The sequence below is a fragment of the Staphylococcus ureilyticus genome, assembly GCF_002902235.1.
In the GTDB taxonomy this organism is placed as follows: Bacteria; Bacillota; Bacilli; order Staphylococcales; family Staphylococcaceae; genus Staphylococcus; species Staphylococcus ureilyticus.
The window spans coordinates 6,725-10,100 of sequence record NZ_PPRL01000140.1 but is presented as its reverse complement, the minus strand read 5'-3'; the positions used below and the strand labels follow the sequence as shown (position 1 = coordinate 10,100).

At 26.3% G+C, this 3,376-nt stretch carries 5 protein-coding genes; 3 read left to right on the top strand and 2 right to left on the bottom strand.

Going from position 1 to position 3,376, the window contains the following annotated elements:
- Window positions 1-611: 611 nt before the first annotated feature.
- Window positions 612-884, bottom strand: a complete 273-nt coding sequence (locus CD150_RS11885; RefSeq protein WP_073342953.1) for a hypothetical protein — start codon at window positions 882-884, stop codon at window positions 612-614.
- 183 nt (window positions 885-1,067) lie between these two features.
- On the opposite strand from CD150_RS11885, the gene CD150_RS11880 reads away from it, so the two are divergent.
- Together CD150_RS11880 and CD150_RS11875 are read left to right on the top strand one after the other, a co-directional pair.
- Window positions 1,068-1,877 carry an alpha/beta hydrolase gene (locus CD150_RS11880; RefSeq protein WP_073342949.1) on the top strand — a complete coding sequence of 270 codons (810 nt, stop codon included), beginning with the start codon at window positions 1,068-1,070 and terminating at the stop codon, window positions 1,875-1,877.
- A 133-nt stretch (window positions 1,878-2,010) separates the two neighbouring features.
- Window positions 2,011-2,193, top strand: coding sequence for a hypothetical protein (locus CD150_RS11875; RefSeq protein WP_064209478.1), 183 nt, complete (start codon window positions 2,011-2,013; stop codon window positions 2,191-2,193).
- Window positions 2,194-2,444: 251 nt separating this feature from the next.
- Here CD150_RS11875 and CD150_RS11870 read toward each other — a convergent pair whose 3' ends face one another.
- Window positions 2,445-2,645, bottom strand: a complete 201-nt coding sequence (locus tag CD150_RS11870; RefSeq protein ID WP_046207474.1) for a helix-turn-helix domain-containing protein — start codon at window positions 2,643-2,645, stop codon at window positions 2,445-2,447.
- A gap of 234 nt (window positions 2,646-2,879) precedes the next feature.
- Between CD150_RS11870 and CD150_RS11865 the strand changes: the two genes are divergently transcribed.
- Window positions 2,880-3,266, top strand: coding sequence for a VOC family protein (locus tag CD150_RS11865; protein ID WP_046207475.1), 387 nt, complete (start codon window positions 2,880-2,882; stop codon window positions 3,264-3,266).
- Window positions 3,267-3,376: the final 110 nt, after the last annotated feature.

Genomic DNA, 3,376 nt, shown 5'->3' with positions numbered 1-3,376 from the left:
TATCATTATTTTATATAAAATAGAATCTTAATATTCTGAAAAATTATTTTAAACTTAATTATAACAAAATTTTTATAAAAGAATTAAATAAATATGATTTTAGTTGAAGAATGTAGTATGAATTAATGAGAATAAAAAAATCTAGTAAATGAACTTTACAGATCATTTGCTAGACTTTGTTAGAAATATTGTATCTATTTGATAGTTAAAGACAGTTAAAAGAGCTGTCCTCTTAATAATTATAGGTATATATTACTTTGTTCGGTCAACATTAATACACAATATATTCAAATAACGATGAACATTTTGTGATGTTGTATCCTTTGGTAGAGCGTGGGAAAACGTATGTCCGTTATCCGTTTTAACAGTATAGATTATATCATAGTTACTAATTTTGAAATCAATAATTTTCATAAATATCCCCTTAACAATGGTCATTGTTTTAAAATTATGAAATTGCAAATGAAACTGTGAAATAGGTTGAAGTACAAAACTGACCATTTATATAATTGTACTATACATAAATCTTTTAAGTAATAAAAAGTATAACATATTTATGAAATTAACTTAAATAATACAAATAAAAAACACATTCAAATTTAAGAATATGTTTAATCATTAAGTAAATTTAATATTTCGTCGTACTTTTGTGCACTCAAGGTGCCTAAAGGACTTTGATTAATTTCAAATATTAAAAAATCATCATTTGAATTGAAAGCACTCTTTATATTTTCACAAATGGTATTTTGATCCAAGTCACTTTTTAATAACCACAGTCCTTTATAAATGTACAATGGTTTACCTACAAGATTTAACTTTGATGGTAACTTTTCATATCCATAAGAAATAGAATTTAAATTATAGGATAATATATATTTCGCCATTCATATCGCCCTCCAATATAATCATATCATTAACTAAGATTTAAAGGTTGAAAGAAGGTCGAGGTCAAACACCATTTACGAATTTATGGAATATTATAGGCTGATTAAGTTTGTTTTTAATTTGAAAGGGGGACTTTAATAGTATAAATAAATTTATTTTTAATACTATGAGGTGAAGTGAAAATGAATTATATAAAATATGTATTGTCCAAAGATAACACGAAACTTTATACAAAAATAAATGAAGTTGAAAAGGCTAAATCAAATATTATCATTGTCCATGGATTAGCTGAACATCTTGATCGTTATGATGAAATAACTAGTTATTTGAATGAAAATGAATTCAATGTTATTAGATATGATCAACGCGGACACGGCCGTTCGGAAGGAAAGCAGACATTTTATAGTAATAAGGATGAAATCGTAGAAGATTTATCTGCAGTGATTGATAAAGTTAAAGAAAATTATGAAGGTAAAATTTATTTAATTGGTCATAGTATGGGTGGATATACTGTAACTTTATTCGGTACACAACATCCGAATGAAGTAAGTGGCATCATAACATCAGGAGCTTTAACGAGATATAATAAAAAATTATTTGGTGAAGTAGACAAACAGATAGATATGAATAGTTATTTTGATAACGTGCTTAGTGAAGGACTATGCTCTGATCAAGAAGTTGTTGAAAAATATGCATTAGATGATTTAAACGCTAAACAAATTTCAATGGGGCTAGTATCAACACTCATTGAGGGAATAAAGTATTTAAAAGAAAATGCCTCTAAATTTATTGATTCTACATTAATATTACATGGTAAAGAGGATGGTTTGGTGAGTTATAAAGATTCACTACAATTATTTGATGAAATAGGTTCAGAACACAAATCAATTCATATATATGATGGTTTACAACATGAAATATTTAATGAATCTTCTTTTAATAAAAGTATTTTTAAAGAAATTGTTGATTGGTTGGATAATGAAATGCAGTAATCATAAGTTTTTAAAGTATATTTACAAATTTATAGTTTATTAAGTCCTCAAATATTTTAAAATGTTTGTTTCAGTAATTTGGAAGATTTATAATAAGAAAATAATTAATACAAAATAATAGAAGGAGACAAATATGTTTATTAAAACTTTGCATATGGAATACGAAGAAAGCTTTGAAGAATTTGATGGACGAGTGAACCAATTTTTACATGAAGTGGATGATAAACAACACTGGGAACTCGTATCAGTGACACCTTCTGTTACGAACACTGTGGAAGGCGTAGATTATTTTATTACAATTGTTTATAAAAAGTAATGAATAACACTACAAAAAAGAGCCTGAAAATGTTTCAGGCTCAAACAACATACAGACTCTGAACAGTTAGAAAATGGCTATTATTGCATGACTTTCATTAACAATAAACATACATTAACTATCTGTGACTTTGCATGTCGACTAGACGATTTAATAAATGATAGTTGTCTAGTTTATATATAAATAGTGATACATGATAACAATCTAATCAATAATTATATAAATTCAATATTCGTACTAAATTCATATAATTATTGATTAAATGTTTTTTGAGATACGTTGAAATAATCAGCTAGTATTTTAGTGTCATTCTCTGATGGTTCTCTATATCCATGTTCCCAATCCCAAATTTGACATATTCTGTAATTTTTCTCATAACTTTTGTTTAAATTAATCGCTAATTTAGACAAACTTAAATGCTTTTTTTCGCGTAATTCAGTTAAAGCTTCCAAAATTTAAACCTCCCATAATTAAATACATAAGACTTACATTAGTTATTTTAGTACAGATAAAAGGTATGTTCAAATTACTAATAATTTAGTATTCATTGGCATTGTCATTACTAACAACTTTAATATTTTTAATTTAACTATGAATCATTGGTTGAATATTTAAAGTGTCAGGGGACAAGAATTGGGTATAAAAAGAAGACATTAAAAATATTTATAAATAAAGGAGGAAATAAATTGAAAATAATTGCTACGAGTATTTTTGTAGATGATCAAGAAAAGGCAAAACAATTTTATACAGAAAAGCTTGGTTTTGAACTTGTACATGATATGGAGATTGGTGGCGGGTTTAAATGGTTAACTGTAAAAGAAAACAATTCTGACAACCCGGTAGAAATTGTTCTTGAACCTAATGAGAATCCTATAGCAAAAACATATCAAAACGATTTATTTAATGCAGGTATTCCTGTCACAATGTTTGGCGTTTCTAATTTAGAACAAACATATCAGTCACTGTCAGATCTAGATGTGAAATTCCATACAGTACCAAAAGAGGTTGAAGGAATTAAATTAGCAATCATTGATGACACTTGTGGTAATTTAATTCAATTGATTGAGCAATAATTATATATTTACGAATAGTTTCCGTAATTTTTTGTTAAGCACTAAATTTAATTTATGTTGATATAAATTAAACTTGGTGCTTGTTATTTATTACATCAAAGTATTTTATA